The sequence below is a fragment of the Desulfobacteraceae bacterium genome (assembly GCA_022340425.1).
Lineage (GTDB): Bacteria > Desulfobacterota > Desulfobacteria > Desulfobacterales > JAABRJ01 > JAABRJ01.
In genome coordinates, this window is the sequence record JAJDNY010000094.1 from 18,847 (window position 1) to 41,487 (window position 22,641).

General features: G+C 61.0%; 22 protein-coding genes. 6 read left to right on the forward strand and 16 right to left on the reverse strand.

What is annotated here, in order from left to right:
* Positions 1-48: 48 nt before the first annotated feature.
* From LJE63_08585 to LJE63_08600, 4 genes are all read right to left on the reverse strand, one after another.
* Positions 49-852, reverse strand: a complete 804-nt coding sequence (locus LJE63_08585) for a mechanosensitive ion channel family protein (protein ID MCG6906668.1) — start codon at positions 850-852, stop codon at positions 49-51.
* Positions 853-861: 9 nt separating this feature from the next.
* Positions 862-2,112, reverse strand: coding sequence for a hypothetical protein (locus tag LJE63_08590; protein MCG6906669.1), 1,251 nt, complete (start codon positions 2,110-2,112; stop codon positions 862-864).
* 163 nt (positions 2,113-2,275) lie between these two features.
* Positions 2,276-3,199: a cysteine synthase A gene (gene cysK / locus LJE63_08595; GenBank protein MCG6906670.1), complete on the reverse strand. Its 924-nt coding sequence runs from the start codon at positions 3,197-3,199 to the stop codon at positions 2,276-2,278.
* 49 nt (positions 3,200-3,248) lie between these two features.
* The gene (locus tag LJE63_08600) at positions 3,249-4,202 is read right to left on the reverse strand and encodes a serine acetyltransferase (protein ID MCG6906671.1); all 954 of its coding nucleotides are present in this window, start codon (positions 4,200-4,202) and stop codon (positions 3,249-3,251) included.
* A 415-nt stretch (positions 4,203-4,617) separates the two neighbouring features.
* Between LJE63_08600 and LJE63_08605 the strand changes: the two genes are divergently transcribed.
* Both LJE63_08605 and LJE63_08610 read left to right on the forward strand, forming a co-directional pair.
* Complete coding sequence (locus LJE63_08605; protein ID MCG6906672.1) at positions 4,618-5,658, forward strand: radical SAM protein; 1,041 nt, start codon at positions 4,618-4,620, stop codon at positions 5,656-5,658.
* A gap of 270 nt (positions 5,659-5,928) precedes the next feature.
* The gene (locus tag LJE63_08610; protein MCG6906673.1) at positions 5,929-6,768 is read left to right on the forward strand and encodes a hypothetical protein; all 840 of its coding nucleotides are present in this window, start codon (positions 5,929-5,931) and stop codon (positions 6,766-6,768) included.
* Between the two features lie 109 nt (positions 6,769-6,877).
* On the opposite strand, the gene LJE63_08615 is transcribed toward LJE63_08610, so the two are convergent.
* Positions 6,878-7,387: an OmpH family outer membrane protein gene (locus tag LJE63_08615; protein ID MCG6906674.1), complete on the reverse strand. Its 510-nt coding sequence runs from the start codon at positions 7,385-7,387 to the stop codon at positions 6,878-6,880.
* 266 nt (positions 7,388-7,653) lie between these two features.
* Here LJE63_08615 and LJE63_08620 point away from each other — a divergent pair, with 266 nt between their 5' ends.
* The 3 genes from LJE63_08620 (at position 7,654) to LJE63_08630 (ending at position 9,198) form a co-directional block, all read left to right on the forward strand.
* Positions 7,654-8,355 (forward strand): YkgJ family cysteine cluster protein, encoded by a 702-nt coding sequence (locus tag LJE63_08620; protein MCG6906675.1) that lies wholly within the window; start codon positions 7,654-7,656, stop codon positions 8,353-8,355.
* Positions 8,356-8,464: 109 nt separating this feature from the next.
* Entirely contained in the window at positions 8,465-8,920 is a 456-nt protein-coding gene (locus LJE63_08625; protein MCG6906676.1) for a cytochrome c, read from the forward strand.
* 41 nt (positions 8,921-8,961) lie between these two features.
* Entirely contained in the window at positions 8,962-9,198 is a 237-nt protein-coding gene (locus tag LJE63_08630; protein MCG6906677.1) for an RNA-binding S4 domain-containing protein, read from the forward strand.
* An 89-nt stretch (positions 9,199-9,287) separates the two neighbouring features.
* Here the strand turns inward: LJE63_08630 and LJE63_08635 are convergent, their stop codons facing one another.
* The 3 genes from LJE63_08635 to LJE63_08645 form a co-directional block, all read right to left on the reverse strand.
* Positions 9,288-9,941, reverse strand: a complete 654-nt coding sequence (locus LJE63_08635; GenBank protein ID MCG6906678.1) for a DnaJ domain-containing protein — start codon at positions 9,939-9,941, stop codon at positions 9,288-9,290.
* 132 nt (positions 9,942-10,073) lie between these two features.
* Positions 10,074-10,481: an Hsp20/alpha crystallin family protein gene (locus tag LJE63_08640; GenBank protein ID MCG6906679.1), complete on the reverse strand. Its 408-nt coding sequence runs from the start codon at positions 10,479-10,481 to the stop codon at positions 10,074-10,076.
* A 31-nt stretch (positions 10,482-10,512) separates the two neighbouring features.
* Positions 10,513-10,971 carry an Hsp20/alpha crystallin family protein gene (locus tag LJE63_08645; protein MCG6906680.1) on the reverse strand — a complete coding sequence of 153 codons (459 nt, stop codon included), beginning with the start codon at positions 10,969-10,971 and terminating at the stop codon, positions 10,513-10,515.
* Between the two features lie 289 nt (positions 10,972-11,260).
* Between LJE63_08645 and LJE63_08650 the strand changes: the two genes are divergently transcribed.
* A complete protein-coding gene (locus LJE63_08650; GenBank protein MCG6906681.1) occupies positions 11,261-11,911 on the forward strand; it encodes a hypothetical protein in 651 nt (216 codons plus the stop codon).
* Between the two features lie 50 nt (positions 11,912-11,961).
* Here LJE63_08650 and LJE63_08655 read toward each other — a convergent pair whose 3' ends face one another.
* The 8 genes from LJE63_08655 to LJE63_08690 all read right to left on the reverse strand — a co-directional run.
* Complete coding sequence (locus LJE63_08655) at positions 11,962-12,705, reverse strand: hypothetical protein (GenBank protein ID MCG6906682.1); 744 nt, start codon at positions 12,703-12,705, stop codon at positions 11,962-11,964.
* A gap of 86 nt (positions 12,706-12,791) precedes the next feature.
* Positions 12,792-13,787, reverse strand: coding sequence for a hypothetical protein (locus LJE63_08660; protein MCG6906683.1), 996 nt, complete (start codon positions 13,785-13,787; stop codon positions 12,792-12,794).
* A 14-nt stretch (positions 13,788-13,801) separates the two neighbouring features.
* Positions 13,802-14,551, reverse strand: a complete 750-nt coding sequence (locus LJE63_08665; GenBank protein MCG6906684.1) for a hypothetical protein — start codon at positions 14,549-14,551, stop codon at positions 13,802-13,804.
* Positions 14,552-15,449: 898 nt separating this feature from the next.
* Positions 15,450-17,159, reverse strand: coding sequence for an L-lactate permease (locus tag LJE63_08670; GenBank protein MCG6906685.1), 1,710 nt, complete (start codon positions 17,157-17,159; stop codon positions 15,450-15,452).
* Between the two features lie 113 nt (positions 17,160-17,272).
* Entirely contained in the window at positions 17,273-18,196 is a 924-nt protein-coding gene (locus LJE63_08675; GenBank protein MCG6906686.1) for a transporter substrate-binding domain-containing protein, read from the reverse strand.
* A gap of 117 nt (positions 18,197-18,313) precedes the next feature.
* Entirely contained in the window at positions 18,314-20,170 is a 1,857-nt protein-coding gene (gene aspA / locus LJE63_08680; GenBank protein ID MCG6906687.1) for an aspartate ammonia-lyase, read from the reverse strand.
* Between the two features lie 167 nt (positions 20,171-20,337).
* Positions 20,338-21,645 carry a dicarboxylate/amino acid:cation symporter gene (locus LJE63_08685; GenBank protein ID MCG6906688.1) on the reverse strand — a complete coding sequence of 436 codons (1,308 nt, stop codon included), beginning with the start codon at positions 21,643-21,645 and terminating at the stop codon, positions 20,338-20,340.
* 513 nt (positions 21,646-22,158) lie between these two features.
* Positions 22,159-22,641: DUF72 domain-containing protein (locus LJE63_08690; GenBank protein ID MCG6906689.1), on the reverse strand; the 483-nt coding region annotated here is incomplete at its 5' end.

Genomic DNA, 22,641 nt, shown 5'->3' on the forward strand with positions numbered 1-22,641 from the left:
GATTTGCTGCAAAACGGTTTGCTGTGCCCGGCGGCCGTCGGGATCCTTTCAGGACGGCGGCGGCACCGCACTGACCGCGGCAAATTCGACCCCCAGCGCCATCAGGGTGGTTTTCCCCCGGCCGCAGAGGTCGGTGATGAATTGGAACTGGTCGCGCGGGTCCACCGGGTAGGCCCTCAGCCGGTAGTGGGTCCCCCAGGGCTGCTCTTGGGCGACCACGACGACGGGCCGCTTGAGCTGCACGTAGGGGCTCGTCAAGGCCACGTCGTGAAGGGCGCTTTGAACGGCCGCCGGGTCGTGCCGGGGGTGAAGGTAAAAATCGGCGACACACTGCAGGTACTGCGTTCCGCTGTTGCTGTTGGCCACCAGGCCGGTCCATAGTTTCGATTGCGGAATGATGACCGTGGTGTCGTCGGGGGTGACGATTTCGATGACGCGCAGGCCGATGGACGTGACTTTCCCGTAGCAGCCGTCGATTTCGACCCAGTCCCCCAGCCGGTAGGGAATCTCGTAGACCGCGACCATGCCGGCCATCAGGCTGCTGGCATAGTCTTTGAGCGCGAAACCGAGGGCGAGCCCCAGGGCCCCCAGTAGGGCGAAGATGTTCTTGAAGGTGGGATCGATCAGAAGCGGAACCGATAGGAAGACCACCAGAAAAATGATCAGCAGGCGCAGCACCTGGACCGAGCCCAGCACCTGCTGCCGCTGGCGCCCCGGAAGCCTTTCCGCCAGCCGGGGCAGCACCCGTTTGATGATCGTAATGGCGGCCCAGCCGGCCGCGACGATCACGGCCACGTGCAAAAGGCGGTCCCACGTGATGTGGATGATGCTCGATAGTGTGCCTGGGGTCATGGGGTTTGCCTAAAACGGGTCCGTCAGGAAGTTGCGCTCTTCCAGATGGCGCCTGACCGCGGGATAGGCCAATGGCGCCACTTGCCAGGAACCGCCCGCTTGAACCGCCACGCCGGCACTCTGGAGCCTGCCCAGGGTCTGCATGATGGTGAAGGGCGGCAGGGGCAGCAGCTCAAGCAGGAGCTCCTCCGGCTGTCCGTCGTGAAGCAGAAGGCTGTGCAGCACGAAGTCGCCGGCGGGCCGTTCCACAGAAGGCACGGACGGCAGCAGGGGCGCAATCTTGGGCAGCACCCGGATCACCTGCTGCCGGTCCCCCGCATCAGCGTCGGCGTTACGTGTCGTCTCGGTATCCGCATCGGGGGGCATCCTGCGGAGGCTGTGGCGCCACATGGCGCGGGCCACCCCGCCGATGCCGCGGCTGCAGGCCGCCAGCAGGGTCAGGTAGTCGCCGGGCGGCGCCGGCTGCTCCCCGCTGTCAGCCCGGGTCTGGGGATCCGGAAAAAAGGCCTCCTGGCTGTCGCCCAGGCGGAAGCTGCAGCCGGCCCTCGCCTGGGGACCGGCCAGCCGTGCCAGCCAGCGCCAGAGCCGCTCGCCTTCCAGCGCCTGGGGGGTCAGCACCGGCAGGATGCCCGCCCCGGCGGCCACCTCCAGATAAGCCCAGGCCCAGCTGCCGCAGGTGACGGCCCCCTGTCCCAGACGGCCGGCGGTCAAATCAGCCAGCAGCAGCCGGACCGCCTGCAGTCCGCGGGGGTGCCGCAGAAAACACTTTTCGAGCCCCAACAACACCCAAGGCGACCGGGTGGCCGTCTGCCGGATGCGGTCAATCCAGTCATCAGGTGTAAAGATGATCTCCCGGGTTGTGGGCGGTGGGATGCGGGCCCATCGCCTGCGGGCGGCCACCGCCGCCAGGGCTTGCGTATGCCCCGAAAAGGGCGCTCCGATGATGCCGATGGCAGTACCGTCATCCCGGTCGGCAGCGCGCGCGTCCAGAGCTTCCTCCAGCCCGGCAACGGCCCCCGGCCATTCGTCGGGGGGGGCGATCTCGTCCAGCAGCCGTGCCGGCAGCGCCTCGAGTTGGTCCGCTTCGGCGGGTGGGCGCGCCTCGGCTGCATCCGGCTGGCGGAGATTGCGCCAGAAGGCCGTTACCCGGGTCCGCAGGTTGTTTTTAACCGTGTCGCTGGGCACCCGGTAGTCGCCCGGCGGAACGAAAGTCCAGAGGGGGGCTTCGCTGGTTTCGGAATCCGGTTCGGCGTTCGTCATCCCAAATACACTCTGTTAGGACCGGCTGGGTCAGGCAATGCCCTTGGGGTGCCGCCGCGGGTGGGGCGCCAAGGTCGCAAACGACGCTTCAACTAAGCGGAAAGCCCCCGGTGCTGTCAAGCAAAATCATCCTGCGGGAAGCCCTTCCTGACGGCCGGCAGGATCAGTCGATGAAAAGCTCGGTGCTGAGATAGCGCTCGCCGGTGCTGGCGAGGATCACCACGATGCATTTGCCGGCGTTCTCCGGGCGCCGGGCGACCTCAAGGGCGGCGGCAATGGCAGCCCCGGAAGAAATGCCGCAGAGGATGCCCTCCAGTCTGGCCAGCCGGCGGGCGGTCTGAAACGCGGTCTGGTCGCTGACCGTCAGCACCTCGTCGATCACGCTGCGGTCGAGCACCTCGGGGATGAAACCCGCCCCGATGCCCTGGATTTTGTGGGGTCCGGGCGCACCGCCGGAGAGCACCGGGGAATTCTCGGGCTCCACGGCCACTGTCCGCAGGGCCGGCTTTCTGGCCTTGATCCCCTGGGCGACGCCCGTGATGGTGCCGCCCGTGCCCACCCCGGCGACCACCAGGTCCACCTGGCCGTCGGTGTCGCGCCAGATCTCCTCGGCCGTGGTTTCCCGGTGAATTCTGGGATTGGCCGGGTTTTTGAACTGGTCGGGCATGAAGGCGCCGGGATTTTCGGCCAGCAGCCGCTCCGCAGCGGCGATGGCCCCGCCCATGCCTTTGTCCCCCGGGGTCAGCAGCAGGTCGGCGCCCAGGTGCTTGAGCAGCTTGCGGCGCTCGACACTCATGGTTTCGGGCATGGTCAGGCGCAGGCGGTAGCCCTTGGCCGCACAGATGAAGGCCAGGGCGATCCCGGTGTTGCCGCTGGTGGGCTCCACGATCAGGGTGTGGAGCCCGATGCGGCCTGCGGCCTCGGCGGCGTCGATCATCGCCGCGGCGATGCGGTCCTTGACGCTGCCCAGGGGGTTGAAGAATTCCAGTTTGGCCAGGATGCGGGCGTCCACCTCGTGGGCGATGCGGTTGAGCGCCACCAGCGGGGTGCCGCCGATGGTGTGCTGCACGTCGGCAAAAATCTTCATGGGGTTTTCCTCTCTCGGCAGGGCGGGGCGCCCCGCACTCCGCCCTTGCTCAGCGGTACTGCAGCCTGGGGGCTTCCATCAGAACCGTGGTGTCCGGCGGAATCGAGTCGGTGATCCAGACGTTGCCGCCGATCACCGAACGGCTGCCGATCACCGTTTCGCCCCCCAGGATCGTGGCCCCCGAGTAGACGATCACATCGTCTTCGATGGTTGGGTGGCGTTTCCGATTGCGCAGGCGCGCCACCGCCTCTTTGGGCAGCGACAACGCGCCGATGGTCACCCCCTGGTAGATCCGGACGTTGTCGCCGATCTTGGTGGTCTCGCCGATGACCACCCCGGTGCCATGGTCGATGACGAAGCGCGCCCCGATTCTGGCGCCGGGGTGAATGTCGATGCCGGTCAGGCTGTGGGCGTGTTCGGTCATGATGCGGGGCAGCAGCGGGACGTCGTGATTGTAGAGTTGATGGGCTACCCGGTAAACCCAGATGGCGTAGATGCCGGGGTAGCAGAAGATGATCTCATCGTAGCTTTTTGCGGCCGGGTCGCCTTCATAGGCGGCGGCCACGTCTGCGGCCATCAATTTCTGAATGCCGGGAATGGCCCGGATCACCTCCAGGGCGATCTCGCCGGCGCGCCCCTCGCAGTTGCTGCACGCCTGGTCGTAGCGGAAACAGTCGTGGCGCAGGCTGCGGCAGACCTGATCGCAGAGCAAATCATAGACCATCGAAACACTGCGTCCCATGCTGTAGCGCAGGTTGACGGGATCGACCTTTTCGGGGGAGAAAAAGCCGGGGAAAAGAATCTCGCGCATCAGCTGGAGAATTTCGATCACCGACTCGCGGGTGGGGATCGGCTCGTAGGTGACGTGGTGGTGGTCTGGCGGCGCATCGCCGTGTCTGAGAATCTCGTCCACCAGCCCGGGCAGCTGTTGCCTGAATTCCATGGCCTTGCCTGCGTATGTTCTGCAGGTCCGGACGGATGCCTGCAGGTCCTCTTTTTTCATGGAAGATGTCCTCCGGATGGCGTGCGCTATTTCTGCCGGCAAACCGCCGTCTTTCCCCGCATAGTAGATCCCCGCGGCGGAGGCCGCAAGGGGCCGCCGGCAACAAACTGCGGGTGGCCGTCCGGAATACCGGGGAAGATTGAATTCCGGTCCTGTCTGAATTATGATGCGGCGGCGTTGGACCGGGTTTGATGCCGGCGCAAAAAATTTGCCGTCTGACCGGACGGGGGGCTCGCGCTGGCGGGGTTCACCCGTTTGCGACGCCCCCCCTTTCGGGAAGTGGCGCCGAGGGAAGTTGCGCGGCATCGTTCCTGCCCGTGTAAGGAAACCACCCGGCCCACGACATAGCCGAAAACCCCCGGGGTTGCCACCCCCGTGGCAGTCCCGGCCATGACCTTGACGAAAGGAGTTGCCCATGGGCTGGCAGATTTCCCCCGCGATCAGCGACATTCTCGACAAAGGCGGCGGCTTTGGCGGCATCAGCCGCGACGAGGCCCTTACCCTGTTACGTCTGCCGCTTCAGACGCGCGCGGTTTACGCCCTGATGGAGACCGCCAACCGCATGTCGCGCCAGCAATTTGGCGATAAGGGTGAAAACCATTTTCACATCGGCGTCAATCTGGCGCCCTGCCCGCTGGACTGCAAGTTCTGCTCGCTTTCCACCCGGGTGGGCATCTTCACAGAGGCGGTTGAATTCGAGGAGCTGCAGATCGTCGCTTGGGCACGTCAGGCCGCAGCGCAAAATGCCGACGGCCTGAACATCATGACCACCGGCACCTTTTCCTTCCAGCGGCTGCTGGAGATCGGCCGCCTGCTGAAAAAAACGGTCGCCGTGCCGCTGGTGGCCAACACCCGCGACATCAACCACAAAGAGGGCGAGGCGCTCCTGGACGCCGGCTTTGTGGGGGCCTACCACGCCGTGCGCCTGGGCGAAGGGCGGGATACGCCGCTGAAGCCTGAAAAACGCATCCACACCATCCAGATCCTCCGGGACGTGGGGCTGCGCTGGATGAACTGCGTCGAGCCGGTGGGTCCCGAACACCCGCTGGAGGAGATCGTTGGGTTGATGTTCCTGGCCCGTGATTACGGCGCCACCTACAGTGGGGTGATGCGTCGAATCAACTTTGCGGGCTCCCCGATGGCCGTCCACGGCATGATCAGCGAACTGGAGATGGCCCGCATGGTGGCGGTCTCGCGCCTGGTGATGGGTGATGTCCCCCAGGCGCACTGCACCCATGAACCCCACAGCGCCTCGCTGCTGGCAGGTGCCAACCTCTTTTTCCCCGAAGTCGGCGCCAGCCCGCGCGACGGGGAGGCCGACACCGGCAAGGGCCGTGGCCACAGTCTCGCCCAGTGCTGCCAGATGCAGCGGGAGATGGGCTGGAACCCGGACCTGCCGTCCAACTGCTTCGTGTCAGCGGCGGTGACCGCGCCAGTGCAACCCCCCGGGGCCTAACCGGGTGCCTGGATCCCGCCGGCGGTTTTGCTGGCCTGGATCTTTTTCAGCGAAAGCGGACTGGCGCCCCCCCACCTGCCGAGGCCCTTACCGTCTGCTGCGCAATATGCTCCGCCAGCAGGTGGCACGGCTGCAGGCGCGCCCAGCCCGCCCGGGGGATCTGAAAAGAAGCTTGTCAGAAAGAGGTAAACTTGAGTATAGTGAAATTGTTATGAAATACGAAAAAATCATTCAGACTCTCCTTTCTTCGCCCCCGAAAGGATTGTCGTGATGAATCCGGAACCATCCGTTGCGGTCATGCGCTTTCCAGTGGAGAGATTTTTGGCGGTCCTAGCTGCGGCGGTGCTCTTGACGGGCACCGTGGGCTACAGCTTTCGCGTCGAGGACCGGCTGCACGAAGATCACCTGGCGCTGCTGGAGACGGCCTTGGAAATCCGTCTGGAGGCCACCATCGCCAACCTTTTTCTGGAAGAGATGCTGATCGGCAACCGTTCGGGGGAAGCCAAAGATGTGATGGGGCATCTGGATCGGGCCGCATGGTATGCCGGCGCCATGCTGGCCGGCGGGATCAACCCCGACGGTAGGATGATTCCGCCCGCCGATCCGGCCATTCGCCCGGATATCGAAAATTTGGCGGTCCGGCTGGACCACTTTCGGGGGCTGGCCCGCGAGCGTTTTGCCTCCTTCGCGCGCAACGGCCGCGATGGGTCGGAAGACCAGGCTTACCGCGCCGCCCTGGCGCAATTTGCCGGCGCCTCCGACCGCTTCCAGAACAAGCTGCGCCACGAATTCCAGAAAAGACAGAGCCTTTTTCGTTTTTTTCAGGTCTTCCTGGGGGTCCTGCTGGGGGCTTCGGCGGCCTTCTCTGGCTGGTTTTTGTACCGTTTTGAACGCCAGCGGGACGCCTATCTGGCTGGGTTGAAAGCGCGGCTTTGCAGGATCAAGGGGTTGCGTGGAATTCTGCCCATCTGTTCCTCCTGCAAGCGCATCCGGGATACCGACGGCCGCTGGAAACCGGTTGAAAACTACATCCGGCACCACAGCGAGGCGGATTTCAGCCACAGCCTGTGTCCCGCCTGCACCCAAAAGCTCTACCCCGGATTTCGCTGACCGCCAGCTGGGGTGCCAGAAAAAACCATCGTTTCCCGCCCCGGACGGGCAGGAAACGATGTTGGGACAAAGGGGCAAGCAGGCTGCGGCCGGATCTTTCGCCGCGGCCCTACTGCTTGTCGTAGAGTTGGATCAGCTTGTCGGTGAGATCCAGGGCTTCCTGGTGGTATAGCACCCGGCTGCGTTCGAAAATGATGGCGTACCCCTCTTTTTTGGCGATTTGTTCCAATAAGCCGGTCACCGCGTCCTGGATCTGTTTGAGCTTTTCGACCTCGAATTTTTTGAAGTCGTTGGCATAGCGTCTCTGCAGCTGGTTGAAGTCGTTCACCTGGCTTTGGAACGCGCGTGCTTTTTCCTCCTTGACCTCCTTGGTCATGACCTGGGCTTCAGCCTCCAGCCGCTTCTTCTGGTTCTCCAGGTCCTGGCCTTTGGTCTTGAGTTCGGCCTCCATGGCCTTTCCTTTTTGCTCGATTTCAGCCTTGGCGGCCTTGCCGGCTTTGGAATTCTGAAGCACCCGCTGAAAATCGACGACGCCGAATTTGGGTGACGCCCCCCAGGCCACCGAGGCCAGGATCAGGCAAAAGACGGCTGCCAGGGCTGTGTGAACCGATGGTTTCATAAAATGCCTCCTTGATGGATGTGGCGCAAACGTGCCGCCGGGTTTTAAACAGAGTTTAAAAAAAACGACCTATAAATGCCACGGGTGGGTCCTAAAAACAAGAGGGGCGGCAATTTTAGCCGGACGCGCCCAAAATTTCGGGCGCGTGCAGGCCGGCGTTTCCGACCCGCAGCACCGTTTTCTGCCGCTACCCAATGGGTTTTAGGATTGCATCGATTCTGAGAGGCCCGGATCGACCTGCCCGAGCCATTACGGAGGGCGGCGCGATGAAAAGCGAAACCGTTTTTTTGACTCGCGAGCAGGCCGTGGAAGCGATTTGCCGTGATTTCCGGCAGTATGCGCCGCAGCTTCTGCTGTTCTGCGAGGTTTTGCGGCTGGTTTCGGACCGCGAGACCCGGTTGCGGCCAGAGATCCGCAAAAGAGGCGTCTGGATCAGTGTTTGCGGCCGCCAAAAGATGCGCTGGCTGGAGGGGCGGGAATTGCTGGCGCATCTCTGCGAGGCGCTGGTGCGGGCCCGACTAGAACCCGCAAAGCTGGCGGCAGTCTGCGCCCGGGTCTTCCAAACCCGGGCTTTTCCGGCAGTGGCACCCGACACCGGCGAGATCGGGGTTCGCATCGAAGCCGGCATGCACCGCTTCTCCTGCCGTCAGTGCGGACAGTGCTGCCGCTATCTGGATTACCGCAACGAGGTCGGCGCCGCCGATGTCGCCCGCTGGCAGTCCATGGGGCGCAGCGATATTCTTCGCTGGGTGGGGGTTTACCGCCGCACCGACGCCCAGCCGACCTACCGGGCCTGGGTGGACCCGGCCACCGGCCAATTGGCGGCCAGTTGCCCCTTTCTGAAATCGAATGCCTCCGGGAATCGATGGGTCTGCGGGATTCATGACGTCAAACCGGAGATTTGCCGCCAATACCCGACAAGCCGCAAGCACGCCCGCATGACCGGGTGCCCCGGCTTTGACGCCTGATTGAAGGTTCGGGGGGCGGGGTGACCCGCTTCGGCGGAGGCTGCCGCGTTTCAAACTCCCCCGGCCCCGCCGGATTCTTCCGGCCAACCACTTACGGAAAGGAGAGATCATGAAAGCCGTTTTCAAATTTTTGGGATGTGCGGTCAGTTTTCTGGTAGTGATCGGGGTGGCCTATGGGCAGTTCGCCAAACCCGAGGAGGCCATCGCCTACCGTCGGGCAGTGATGAAGGTCAACGGCCATCATTTCAACAGCCTTGGGGCGATGGTCAAGGGAAGCGTGCCCTACGACCAGGCGGCGGCAGCATCCGATGCCCAGGTGGTGACGATGATGGCCGGCCTGCCGTGGGCGGCCTTTGCCGTTGCGGGAAGCGATCAGGGGGACACGCGGCTGAAATCATCGGCGCTGGCCGAAAGGGACAAATTCATGGCGGCGGCGAGCGCCTTCGAGGCGGCCAGCGCCAAACTGCGCGATCTTGCCGACGCCGGTGATGAGGCTGCCGTCAAGGCTCAGTTCGGGGCCGTTGCACAGACCTGTAAGGAATGTCACAGGGCTTATCGCAATTAGCGGACGGGGCGCCCGCTCAGCTTCTGCGTAATGGAAATGTATTGGAAATATTTGAAATATCCAGTGACTACATCGAACTCAACAAGCTTTTGAAGGCATCCGGGCTCTGCGATAGCGGTGGAATGGCCAAGTCGGTGATCACCGGCGGCCAGGTCCTGGTGGACGGCAGCGTGGAGTACCGCGTCAGGTGCAAAATTCGAAAAGGCCAGACGGCCTCCTTCCATGGCCGCAGAATCCGGGTGGGGCAGGCGCCGAGGCCCCCGCAAGAAATGTTCTGAGCGGCTGCCAGGCTGGTGGGCGCCCCGGCCGGTGGGTGCAGCGGGCGACGTGCGGGGGTCCTGCGGTCCGGGGTGGCTGGGGTCAGAATTCAGGTGGGGATGCCGGCCACCCGGACTCTAAGATGCAGGCGCATACCGCCGAATCCCACCCCTGCCATGGAAAGGGTGGCGGTTGTGCCGTCACGAATGCCGGGGGGCAGGCTCAGGCTGAAGGATTCTCTGATTGCGACTTGGCCGCGCCCCCTGCAGGCCGAGCATTCCCAAAAAATGTCCCTCCCGCGGCCGCCGCACTGCTCACAAGGCGCCGTCAACTGGAGGGTAACCGGGAAGGACCCCCCCCGGAGGGCCTCCTGCGGGGAGAGAATTATTTCGATGTGGGGATCCCGCTGCAGGATCCTTTCCTCATTCCGCTCGAATACCCCCGGGAAAAAAGCATCCAGGATACCTTTTAGCGGTGATTCTCCCCCGCCGCGGGGGGCCACCTCCTCTGCAACCGGGCCATCGGGCGGGCGCATTACCCGGGTTTGCACCTGACGCTCCAGGCTGGCATCATAATCCCGACGTTTGGCGCTATCCGACAGGATCTCGTAGGCATCGCGGGCCTCCAGGAACCGCTCGGAGGCCTCTTTGGAATGTGCCCGGTCGGGATGGAAGCGCTTGGCGATTCGCCGGTAAGCCTGCTTGATGTTCTCAGCGCTGGCCGTGCGCGTTATTCCCAGTATGACGTAGTAATCTCTGGGCATCTGATACCCCAAAGATCCACTCAAAAGGCCGGCATCGTCTGAAAAGCAAAAAGGCCCCGGCGCAGGGCTGGCCGGGGCGTCTTTCGCGTCGCTGCGGAGGGCGGTTTGCCGGTCTTCTCCGTTTGGGTGGCCTTACGCCGCCACCGTGATCTTGCGCGGCATTGCTTTTTCCACCTTGGGCAAGGTCAACCGCAGTACGCCGTTGGTGAGTTTGGCGTCGATTTTATCCTGGGCGATGACCTCCGACAGGGTGAACTGACGATAATACTTGCCGGTCTCATATTCGATCAGGATGTCCTCCTCGTCGCCGCCCTCCACCGGAAAGATCTCCCCGGAAATGGTCAGGGTGTTGTCCCGCAGATCGATGTTGAGATCCTCGGGGCGCACCCCCGGCAGGTCGGCCAACATGGTGATTGTGGTTTCGGTTTCGAAGATATCCACGTCCGGTGTGAAAACCAGCCCCGGCCGTGTCTGCTCGGCAGGAGAGGTCACTTCCTGCTTGTCTTTGACCTGGATTTCTTTGGATTCTCTGTCCGCCATTGCTGAGTCCTCCTTTCGAGTGCATCGGACGTTACGCCACTGTGATCTGTCTGGGTTTGGCCGCTTCGGCTTTGGCCACTGTCACGGTCAAAATGCCGTTTTTAAGAGTAGCGCTGACTTTTTCCGGATCGATGTCGCCGGGCAGTCCGATCATCCGCGAAAAGGTTCCTGCCTCGCGCTCCCGCCGGTGGTAGCGAACCTCCTGACCCTCCTCAGTAAACGTCCTTTTGCCCGTAAGTGAAATCGTCTTTCGCAGGACCTGGATGTCGAGATCTTCGGCTTTGACCCCCGGGAGCTCCGCGCGCAGATGGTAGTTGTCGCGGTCTTCGGTCAGGTTGATCAGCGGAAAGACCCCGGCCGGGCGGGCGGCAAAAGTCTCCGGCGCCAGTGTCTCCATCAGCCGGTCCATCTGCTGGCGCATGCGCTCCAGATCACTGAAAGAGCCTCTGGCACGCCACGTGGGCAGTCCGAACAATTGTCTGTAAAGCATGGCCTTTACCTCCTTTTAATAAGTGGTGCGGGTGTTGTTGTCTGGTCAGCTGAGGACCGTTTTTGGCTTGCGTTTGATTATGGACTAACGATAAAAACCAAATAAGTTTTGTCAATATAATTTTTACACAAAAATATTGAATTATTTTTTTCGAAATTTATTGTAAGTAATATACTTATTCTCATCAACGCAGCCGCCACCGCGGCCGGTCCGCAAGGTTCGCCCCTCCGTAAAGGGGCCCGGGCGGCGCCAATGCGTGCAACCGTCTCTCAGGGGAGAGGGAGGGATTATGATAAAGGATAACGGGCAGCAAAAACCGGCGCAAAGAAGCCTGCCCCGGGCATTCTCGCATGACCTCAGGGGCAGGCAATCGGTTCGGGCGACCTTTAAACTGACCGAGGGTTGCATCAACGCGATTCACATCGTTGCCGCGCACATGGGGATTAAACAGAAATCGCTGTTCGACCACTTGATGGAGGACATTCAGACGCTGAGCCTGATTGCCGAGCAGCTGCCGAATTTCCGTCTCAGCCCCGCCGGACGCATCCAGAAGACATTCGTCCTCAGCCGCAGATCGCTGATTTCACTGGAGGAGATTGCCAGCAGCTTCAACGCCCCGCGCGATGTGCTGATCGAACTTTCGGTGCGGCGGCTGCTGCCGGTCATCGCCGAAGTGCGCAAAAACCATGTGAAACGAAAAAAAACGCTGAAGGGTATTGAGGAGCATCTCGCGGGTGGGGCCGCCCTGCTGGATCGGATCGGCCATGAGTTGGGAAAAGACGATGCCGTGCACCAGGAACTGGCGACGGTCATGGCGCACTATGCCCAGGCGGTTGAAAACATCAAAGCGCTGGTCGCGCGGGGTCGGGCGATCGAGGACTTCGACGAGGAAATCTTGAAAAAACAGATGCCGGCCCACGGCGACCGGGAGCCGTCCTGAGACGAGGAGTCTCTTGGCTTGGGATAGACGGTGAAGCGGCGGCCGGCGCCTCAGCTCTGTTCCTCGCCGGGCCGGCCGTGGTGGGTGAGAAGCTTCTGGCCGCCCTCGCCTTTGCCCGGGTCTTCTGCCCTGACGTGCAGCGCGTGTTTTTTGCCCGTGATAATGACCCCCATGCGCAGCGCCATTTCTCGCCGGTATTGAAACTCCTGCTGTTGGCGGTCTTTTTCCAGCCGGTAGCGGGAAATCAGAAACACGACCGCCAGCAGGGTGGCCCCGCCCAGCAAAACGGCAGCGCCCCAGAAGAGGTACCCGATGGCCGCTTCGCCGATGCCGGCCAAAAAGGCGAAAAACCTGTCGATGTGCATGATGGCGACAACCACCACGCACAGGAGCATCAGACTCAGCAGAAACGGCATCTGGTGATGGACGGTGCCGATGGCGGTTTGGAGCTTTTGATGCCAGGGGGCCTCCGGGGCGTGCGGGGGATTTTCGGCCGCGGCCCCTGGCGTGGGTGCCGCAGCCCCGGCAGACATGAAAAAAAAGTTGAAGGCGGTCACGAACACGCCGGTCAGAAAGGTTGCGGCGATCGGCATGATCAGGGCGGCCATGAAAAAGTTTTTCCAGGAGAAGGGGATATTGATCGGGTGCAGCTGGCACAGAAAAAAAACGAGGAAAATGAAAACTTCGAGCGAGAGGATCACATACAGGTAACGGATCACAAATTTCCGCATTTCAGAGGTCTTAAAGAGGGTGGCAACACCCTGCAGCTCGATTTCGGGTCTTTCTTCGGGCATATGTTCTTTCCTGCCTGCCATGGCGGGCTGCGCGCGGTCCAAAAAACCGCCCCGGCGCGCTCAAACGGCGCCTGGCGGTGAGGCCCTCACACCGTGTCAAGGCCTCTGCTGTCCGATCCCTGCGGATTCTGGTAGGCTGCCGCCAGATGCGACCAGGCCGCTTTGTAGGAGTCCAGCGCACCCTGAAGCCTGGGGATCCGCCTGCGGGCGAGGGTTTCCATGCGAGTGCGGTCGCTTTCGCTGAGCGTGCCTTGGGACTCGGCCTCCAGATAGTGGAGCAGGGTCAGGGCGAAGAGAATGCGCCGGGTGGTGTCGTTTTGGAGCGGGGCCGCAGGCATGGTCATGCGGATGTGGCGGAGGGCGGCGGGGGCTGGCGGGACCGCGGTCAAATAATCTCCCATCACGCAGCTGAGCTTCTTGTGGGCCGCTTTTAAACGCTTCAACTGGGCTGCCAAATGGGGGTGCCCGTTTGCCACCATCGCCGCCACCTGCTGAATCTCCTTTGGCTGGGGGGTTTCCGCGTACTCCGCGGGCGTCATGAAAAAGCGTTCCAGTTGGGTGTCGCTGGCACTGCGAAAGTCGCTCTGGTTTAGTCTTTTGAGAATCTCCAGCATGTTCCTGCAGTGCTGCATCACGATGCTGTGAAGTTTGGCCCCCAGCATCTCCCGCAACAGGGGGTAAGGATCCGACCGGGCGGCTTCAAGCCGCCTCTCCAGGGGCGCGCAGGCCCGCCGCACGTGCTGCTGCATCAAGGCGTGAAAATAGATCGGGCTGCTCACCCCCTTCTGGAAGCGCAGGCGTTTCCAGTGGTCCAGGAGCAGGTAGATTCCCATCATCAGGATGATGCAGACTCCGCCCACCAGCACCATCGCCCAGCGCGCATGCTGAACGGGAAGATCGGCCCGGGCTGCCAGGGGAAATAACAGCACCAGGGCCGCCAGGCCCCCGAAAAGAGCCCCCACGACGCTGTTGACCGCAAGCCCCGAGCGGCTTTTAAGTGGCGTCCAGTGTCCCCCGCCGGTGCCCGCTGGAGACCGGTCCAGGGCCGACGGATACGGGTTTGAAAAGGTTGGCAGGCCCATGGGTAAGAGGGGGCCTAATTGGACGGCGGCAGGATCTTGAGGTTCCCCTTGCCCGTTTCCTGCCCCTCGTAGACAAGGCTCTCGGGCGCAGAGATGATTTTGCCCTTCCGGTCGATGACGGTGTTGTCGTCCAGAATTAGCAATCCCAGTTTGTCCATCACATCGTTTTTGTACTTGTACTCGTATTGCATCTGTTGGCGGTTGAGGCGGTAGTTGACAAACAGCCACAGCAGCCAGAGCAGGACGGCGACCCCCAGAAGCACCGCGGTGCCGATCAGGATATGGCTCAAGGCCCTTTCGCCGGCGTTGATGATGAAAAGAAAAATGTCATCCATCTTAAAGAGCAGCATCGAGCCGGTGACGATCAGAAAGAGGATCGGCAGCAGTGGCACCTGGCGCATGTTGCTCAGATAGGCGCTCAGCTTCATGAAATGGTTTTTCGATTCCTCGCCGTTCACCGGATTGCCGGCGATCTCCTCGTCGGCCGGGTTGATCCCGAAAAAAAACTTGTTGAACGCCAGAATGAAGATGCCCAACAGGAACGTGCAGGCCACCGGGATGATGAAGGCGGAATAAAAATAGAGCTTCCAGGGAAACGCGCCTTTTTCCGGCCCCATGTTGCCCACAAAGCTGACCAGGAAAATGAGGATTTCGATGGCCACGATGAAATAAAGGTAGTTCAGGAAAAAACTCTTCAGTTGGACGGCGTCGAACAGTCGCGCCACCCCGACAAAGCGTTCGGTATTCTGATGTCGCTTGCCCATCTTGCTCACCTTTCCATACCCGAAGGGCCGCCCCGTCAGGACTGCGGCCTTTTTTTCGATACTTGCGACCCCGCTTGCGCCGGCCCCCACCCCCCAGTGGCACCATCCCCGGAGGCCTCACCCTTGGCGGCTTCCGTCCGGGAATTTTTTGGGACCGGGGGCTTTCGGGCGCTTACCACGACTGGAGGGCGCCGTTTATAAAGTTTGTTTTCCGGGCGGCCTCCGGCAATCGTCGGGGCCTCCCTCAAGTGGTCCTCTCCGCTGGGGATTTTAGGTGCCCCAATGGGACACCGGTTTCAAAACACCCTGATCGGTGGCCGAGCAACGGTCCTTTAAAACAGGCGACTCCGCAAAGTCCGATTACCGCCTTGGGCCGTATTGCGTAGTCGCTGCGGCGTGGATAAGCGCCCCTCCCTTTCGGAGATTGGCGCATCATAACCTGGCGGTTTTACCAAATCATCCAGTTTTGGAACTTTTTACCGGCCCCTTAAAATTTGTTTATTATACCATCTGGGCAACTGATGGCAAGCATCAGGCAAAAGGGCGGAAGGCGGCGGGGGCGTGGGAGGCCGCTGCTGTGCCTGGGGCCGGCGCTGCAGGCGGGGCTATCCGCCGGGCGGTGGGCCGAAGCCGAGATAGGGGCTCACGCGCCAGGCGGATTTTACCGACCAGGGGCAGGGGTTCTGTCTTTACGGGGTAAGGGCAGCGGTGAAAAATAACGCTGCATCGCGCATGCCTTTTTGCCCGCCACCGGCCTTGCATCCCGCGCCCATATCGCGATTGCGTCGCGGGATGGGCCTGGGTGACGAACCACAATCCGGCGCCTTTTTGGGAATCTGTTCACTCCCGCGATCACTGAAGGAAACCCCGGCCGCCGGGTTCTTCCAATATTCAGACGCTATCGGGTCAGCAGATAAGCGCTAAGGGGATCGTGATAGCCCATCAGGTAAATCGCCAGCAGTCCGAGAATGCCCGTCAGGGTGCAGTAATAGAGGGTCGGGATGATGGTCAGGCGCAGGGTGTTGCCCTCCTGGCCCAGCAGCCCGACCGTAGCGGAGGCCGCCACCACGTTGTGGATGCAGAACATATTGCCCGCTGCCGCGCCCACAGCCTGAAGCGAGACCACAACCACGCCAGAGATGGCCAGATTTTGGGCCACCCCGTGCTGGAAGAGGCTGAACATGAGGTTGCTGATGGTGTTGCTGCCGGCGATAAAGGCGCCCAGGCCGCCGATGAACGGCGCGAAAAAGGGCCAGACCTTGCCCACATTGGCGGCCACCCATTCGGCCATCGCCAGGGGCATGCTGGAGTAGCCGGCGGCGTTGATACCCGAATTGATGTACACCCGCACCATGGGAATTGTGAAGATCAGCACGAAACCGGCCCCCAGCAGAATGCTGCTGGATTCCCTGATGGCGGCCCCGAGTTCCTCCGGGCTCATGCGATGGAGAAAATAGGTGAGCAGGACCACGAAGCAGAGGATCGCGCCGGGCAGGTAGAGGGGCACGAAGGCGGCGCTGATTCCGGTGCCGAGGATGTCGGGCCAGGGGAATTTGACGCTTTTGAGCCAATCGCCCAGGGGCAGTTGGCGCAGGCGGGTGAGCACCAGAACGACGGCTACCAGGAGGTAGGGAATCCAGGCCCGGACCAGGTTCATGGGCTTTTTGGCCGTCAGCGCGTCGAGTTTGATATCCATCCGGCTCGTCCAACCGGGGCTCCATTCTTCGCGGGGCGGGAAATCCCAGGTGTCCTTGGGCACCAGAAATCCTTTGGTGGCCGCGACGGTCATGATCGCCATGCCGACCAGGGCGCCGATCAGGCTGGGGAATTCTGGCCCGAGAAAAATGCCCGTCAGCGCGTAGGGCACGGTGAACGCCAGACCGCCCAGGAGGGAAAATGGCAAAATGGACAAGCCCTCGGTCCAGGATTTGTTCTTGCCGAAAAAGCGGGTCATCATGACCACCATGAAGGTCGGGATCAAGGTGCCGGCAATGGCGTGCAGGGTGGCCGAAGCGGCCGTGATCAGCTGCAGGTAGTGGCTGAAGTCCAGGCCCGCTTGGCCCAGCAGTGCGGTAAGTTGGGGGCTTTCCAAACCCCCCTTGACACCGATCAGAATGGGGGTTCCGACCGCTCCGAAGGTCACAGGGGTGCTTTGGATCATCATGCCGATCATGACCGCGCCCAAGGCCGGGAAACCGATAGCCACCATCAGGGGCGCAGCGATGGCCGCCGGGGTGCCGAATCCCGACGCGCCTTCGATAAAGGCGCCGAAAAGCCAGGCGGTCAGCACCACCTGTATCCGACGGTCCGGGCTGATCCGGGTGAAGCCGTTGCGGATAGCGGAGATCGCACCTGAATGTTTGAGGGTGTTGAGCAGTAAAATCGCTCCGAAGATGATGAACAAAATGTCGGCGGTGATAAAAAGCCCCTGGATGGTCGAGGCGAGGATGCGCACCAAGTCCACCTGCCAGAAGAGAAAGGAGATAATCACGGCCACCGCGTAGCAGATGGGCATGGCCCATTTTGCGGGCCAGCGGAAACCGACCAGCAGAACGGCCGCCGTCAAGATGGGCAGCACGGCCAGAAAAGACTGCAACCCCAAGCTCATGTCGCCTCCTCTGTAAAAATTGAAGGGTGATGGTGTGCTATGGGCTCTCGCGGCTTTCGCTATTGGCGCTTGCACTGGTCTTCATCTGAAGGCGGGCGCACGGCCCGCGCGCCCTATTCATAGGCATCGCCAGATCTCAGTTTCTCCTCGGTGCGTTTTTGCTCCAGCAGCGCCTGCTTGCGGGCGACGAATTTGTTGCGCAGCAACTGGGCCCGGGTGACCCGCGCCTCCCGGGTCGGTTTCAGGCCCGCCCACTGCATGTCCACAAAATAGCGGTACTCCAGCAAATCCATGGTGCCATCATTTTTGACCTGGCTGATGAAAAGGTTCAGCCAGCCCAGAAAATCGGGGTCCCCCTTGCGCACCGCAAACCCGTAATCCTCCCGGGTTACCGGCGCCAGCAGCGGCTTGATGCGCGCGGACATCTCCGGGTGGGTACGGGACCAAATTTGAACAAAGGGCGAATCATGGACCGTGGCGTCCACTTCCCCCTTGACCAGGGCCGCGACCGCCTCCGGGTGATCGGGAAAGGTTTTGATGGCCTCGGCCGGAAAGAGCTCGCGCGCAAAGTTTTCGATGGTGGTGTCGGCTTTGACCCCGATGCGGATCCCCGGAATGTCCACCAGTTCGAAATAGGAGCTGGCCACCGGCGCGACCATCTCTTTTTCGACCAGGGCCGCCTGACTGACCTCGAAATACGGGTCCGTGAAGGCGACCTGCAGGCCGCGTTCAACGGTTCGGGTCATAGCGGCGATGATGATGTCCGATTCGCCGGCCAACAGTTTTGGAATTTGATCCTTGAACTGATCCGGCATGACAAACCTTGCCTTGACCCCCAGGTGATCGGCGATCAGCCGGGCCAAATCGACATCCAGCCCGAAGATGTCATCTTCGCCGACCACACAGAAAGGCGGGTAGCCTTTGTTGACGGAGATCACGATTTCACCCTTGGCCTTGATGCGCTCGATTTCTCCGGCGTTTGCCTGGGTGAGCGCCAGCCATGGGATTGCCAGTAAAATTATGAATACCCCTTTCATGTTAGGCCTCCATCGTTTGGTATGGGGTTTGGAGGAACTCAGGCGGATGGCCCCAAGCTTGTGGGTGGTCCTGCCCGGGGTTTTTTACGGTCCCTTTCATCCGCAACTTTTCGCGGATTAAATCCGCGGCCGGGTCATTTTCTGGGGAGAGAGAATGTCTTCCAGTTGGCTTTGGTTCAGAAGGTTTTCCTCCAGGACCAGATCCATGACGCTCTTATTTGTCTCCAGCGCTTTTTTGGCGATCCGGGTGGCGTTTTCGTAGCCGATGTGGGGCACCAGCGCCGTGACGATCCCGATGCTGTTGGCCACGTAATCGCGGCAGCGCTCACGGTTGGCCGTGATGCCCTTGATGCAGCGGTGGGTCAGGGTGTTGACGGCCTGGATCAGCATCCTCAGCGATTGAAAACAGTTGAATGCGAGCACCGGCTCCATGACGTTGAGCTGCAGCTGACCGGCCTCGGCCGCCAGCGTGACGGTCAAATCGTTTCCAATGACCTGAAAGGCCACCTGATTGACCACCTCGGGGATCACCGGGTTGACCTTGCCCGGCATGATGGAGGACCCCGGCGCCATAGGGGGCAGGTTGATTTCGTTCAGCCCCGCCCGGGGGCCGCTGCTGAGCAGCCGCAGGTCGTTGCAGATTTTGGATATCTTGACGGCAATCCGTTTGAGCACGCTCGAGAACATGACAAAGGCGCCCATGTCGGAGGTCGCCTCCATCAGGTTTTCGGCTTGGACCAGCTCGAATTTGGCGATCCGCGAGAGCTCCTCGATGGCCAGGCTGGAGTACTCCGGTTTGGCCGTGATGCCGGTACCGATGGCCGTGGCCCCCAGGTTGATCTCCCGGAACAGCTGGACCACGACGTTGATCCGCTGGATGTCCTCCTTGACCGTCACCCGGAAGCCTTCGAATTCCTGCCCGAGGGTCATGGGAACGGCATCCTGGAGCTGCGTGCGCCCCATTTTGATCACATCCGAGAATTCCACCGATTTCTGCTTCAGTTCGTAGGCCAGATCCGCCAGGGCGTCGGTGAGCTCGCTGTAACTGAGCAGGATGGCCAACCGAATCGCCGTGGGGTAGGCGTCGTTCGTGGACTGCGATTTGTTCACATGATTGTTGGGGTGAATGATATCGTATTCGCCCCTGGAGCGGCCGAGGATTTCCAGGGCCCGGTTGGCGATGACCTCGTTGGCGTTCATGTTGGTGGAGGTGCCCGCGCCGCCCTGGATCATGTCAACGACGAATTGGCCGTGCAGATTGCCGGCAATGATTTCATCACAGGCCTTGCAGATGGCCTCCCCCACCTCTTTGTCCAGGTCTCCCAGCTTTTGATTGGCTTTGGCGGCCGCTTTTTTGACCATCGCCAGGGCTTTGACGAAGTTGGGGAAATGCGACAGCGGGATGCCGGTGATGTCATAGTTCTCAAGGGCCCTGAGAGTCTGGACACCAAAGTAAGCATCGGCCGGCACCTCCCGCTCACCGAGCAGATCGTGTTCCAGGCGCTGTTTGCCCCCGGCCGGTGCCGCTATCGCTGCCCCCCGGTATCCAAAACTCGCATACTTCAACCGGTAGGCCATGACCCGGGCGACCTGGGATAGGATTTTGCCCGCCATTTCCGGGTTCTGTTTCAGGATCTCTTCGACCGCCTGGCGCTCCAGCGCCAAGACGCGGCTGTCCACCACGGCCCGGCAGGTATTGGTATGCTCGTCTTCATCCAGCATGGCGCCTTCGCCCACAAAGTTGCCCTCACCGATCCGCGCCACCGTTCTTTGAACATCCCCGATTCCCCTCAGGATTTCCACCTCCCCCGCCTGGATGACGAACATTTCCGTGCGTGTTGTGCCGGCGTGAAAGAGGTAAGCTCCCAACGGATAGGTTCTGCGGGTGACTTTCTGCGCCAGAAGATCCAGTTCGGCTTCCGACAAGTCCTTGAACAAGACGATGTTTTTTAAAATGGATGCTGATTCTGGCATGGGTCCCCCTTTTCGGTAAGTGACAGGTTCTCTCGGATGTGCAAACTCCCCGGCTGTGCGGTTTCCGCAACCCCGGTCGCACGACGTTTGGGGCATTTGGGGTGGCGGCAGAGGGTTTCCAACCGCCGGACCATGGCGCCTTTTTTTCGGCACCCCAATGTTTCAGCTTATCCCGAGCTCTCGGCGGCCGCTGTTTGGGGGGCCTCCTTTTCCCAGTAAGTTGAATCCAATTCCCCTTCGCTCTTCGCCACGGCGCAGGTGACCGCGAGGTCCCCGGTGACATTGACGGCGGTTCGCCCCATGTCCAGGAGCGCATCGATGCCGAAAATCATGGCATAGGCCATGGCCACCGATGTTCCCGGCTCGACCTTCAAGCCGACTGAATTGAGCACCATCAGCAGCATAATGGCGCCGGCCCCGGGCACGCCGGCGGTGCCGATGGAGGCCAGCACGGCCGTCATGATGACCGTCATCTGCTGGCTGATGGTCAACGGAGAGCCGATGGCAAAACCGACGAAAATGGCGCAGACGCCCTGGTAAATGGCCGTGCCGTCCATATTGATGGTGGCGCCCAGCGGCAGGGTGAATGAAAAAACCCCTTTGGAGACACCCATCTCGTTTTGAGCGACATCCAGGCTCACCGGCAGCGTGCCGCCGCTGCTGCGCGTCACGAAGGCTGTAATCGTGGCCTCTCTGGCTTTTGCAAAAAACAGTCTGGGGCTGACACGAAAGATCGCCAGCAAGGCGCCGTAGATCAGCAGGTAATGAAGGGCAAAGGCAACATAGACAGCCAATGTCACCATGCCCAGGGGGCCGAAGGCTTCCGCCCCCTGTTTGCCGAAGACAACCGCGATCAGAGCGAATACGCCGATGGGCGCATACTGCAAGATCCAGTGAACCACCTTGTACATGATCTCGCCGCAACCCTCAAAAAACCTGAACACGGTATTGGCGGCCTCCCGGACGCGCTCCTCCCCGCTTTCGCGAAGAAACGCCAGGCCGATTCCAAAGATGATACAAAAGAAAATCGTCGGCAGAATTTCCCCGGTCGCAAAGGCACTGAAGGGGTTCACCGGAACTACGTTGATCAGCGTGTCAAGCAGGGAAGGTTGCGTCAGTTCCTTGCCGAACGCACTGGCTGTCCCGGCAAGCTGCAGCCCTTTACCCGGCTGGAAGATATTGCCCATGATCAACCCCAGCGCCACCGCAAAGGCCGTGGTGATCGTGTAAATCACCAGCGCTTTGACGCCCACCCGCCCCAGTCGCGCGGGATGGATACTGGCCGCCCCGACAATCAGGGTGAACATCACCACCGGCATCACGATCATCTTGAGCAAGCGGACGAAGATGTCGCCGAAGGGGCTCACCCAGACGATGCCCGGTCCGAACACCAGGCCGGCGACCGCTCCCAGGACCAGGCCAAGGAGAATGCGGATCAGCAAGTTGATTTTAAAATACCATCCCAGCCATTTCATAAGCCCCCCTTGTTCACCCTATGGATATGGAATGTGGATAAACGCGCTTCAGACCCCTCCCAGCGGCAAAATGGCAAATGGACCGACCATTGAAAGTCGATCAGATGGACTCGCTTTTTGGGCGCCCGGAAGCCTTGGCTAGCCCAAATAGGGTCATCCCGTGCGGTAAAATTTAGAAAAAGTTTGCCCCGCGAAAATAGATTTGCCGGGCGCCGTTGCCGGGTGATCTGGCCGCTGCCTGATACGTGAAAGAAGACCTTCGGCAGGCCTTGCGCACAAAGGCTTTGACCAAGGAGATGTCTCCGATTCCATTAAAGCACACGTGAAACAAATCTCCAAAACTGCGAAGATGGTGGAAAGTCTGGAGTGGTATGCCGTGAGCATATTTCAAATTTTGACCCTGACAGCGGTAGCTCCTGGTCGCGAATTGATTACCCCTTCTTTTTCCAGAGGGCCGGCTGTCCCGCCGTAAAATCCGGCAATAACGGCATCTTCAACCGTCATCAAAGGCTCCTAAGACAGCATCCGCTGCAAACTCAAGGCGTTTTGAACGGCATACCCCGCTTCATCGTTGTCAAAGTAGCAGAACACCTCCTTGCCCTGATCAACCCAGGTCGAGATGGCCCCGGCCCAGCCAGCCAAGCTGTGCGGGTCGTATTTCCCCTGATAAGCGCCTTTAGGGCCGTGCAGTCGAACGTAGACAAATTCTGCGGAAACTTCCTTGGGAGAAAGCCGGCCGGAAAATTCATAAATGCAGAAGGCCACCCTGTGATCCCGCAACAAACCGCAGGCCTCCGGGTTCAACCAGCTCGGGTCCCGAAATTCGAAAGAGTATCGATACCCTCTGGGCAGGACCTCGAGAAAATCCCGCAAACGGCCAGCATTGAAATGCCATCTCGGTGGCAGCTGAAAAAGAAGAGGCCCCAGCCGGTCCCCCAGTATTTTAACCCGTTCGAGAAATGGCCTAAGAGTCCGCCGAGGATCTTTCAACTTCTT